The organism is Ciceribacter ferrooxidans, assembly GCF_004137355.1.
Lineage (GTDB): Bacteria > Pseudomonadota > Alphaproteobacteria > Rhizobiales > Rhizobiaceae > Allorhizobium > Allorhizobium ferrooxidans.
The window spans coordinates 1-250 of record NZ_SDVB01000203.1 but is presented as its reverse complement, the minus strand read 5'-3'; the positions used below and the strand labels follow the sequence as shown (position 1 = coordinate 250).

General features: G+C 69.6%; 1 protein-coding gene. It reads right to left on the bottom strand.

Annotated features, from left to right (window positions below):
- Positions 1 to 250, bottom strand: a 250-nt coding sequence (locus EUU22_RS25260; protein ID WP_165351135.1) for a hypothetical protein, incomplete at both ends; no start/stop codon positions are given.

Sequence of the window (250 nt, the reverse complement as noted above, 5' to 3'; positions counted from 1 at the left end):
GCTTGGCCTGGATCAGCGCCGTGCTCGGGGTCTCGTTGGCCGCGATGGCCTGCGCCCACAGCAGCTGCCGGCCGTAGGTGTTCACCACGGTCTTCGGCTGGCCCGGGTTAGCGGCGTAGGCGGTGGTGCCGAGCTCGCCGTACAGCCACGGCTTGCAGACCAGCACCGACCACAGCTCGTTGGCGTTCTCGTCGACCAGCGCGTTGCCCGAGGTGTAGGCGAAGTTGCCGGCCACGCTCTGCGGGTCACC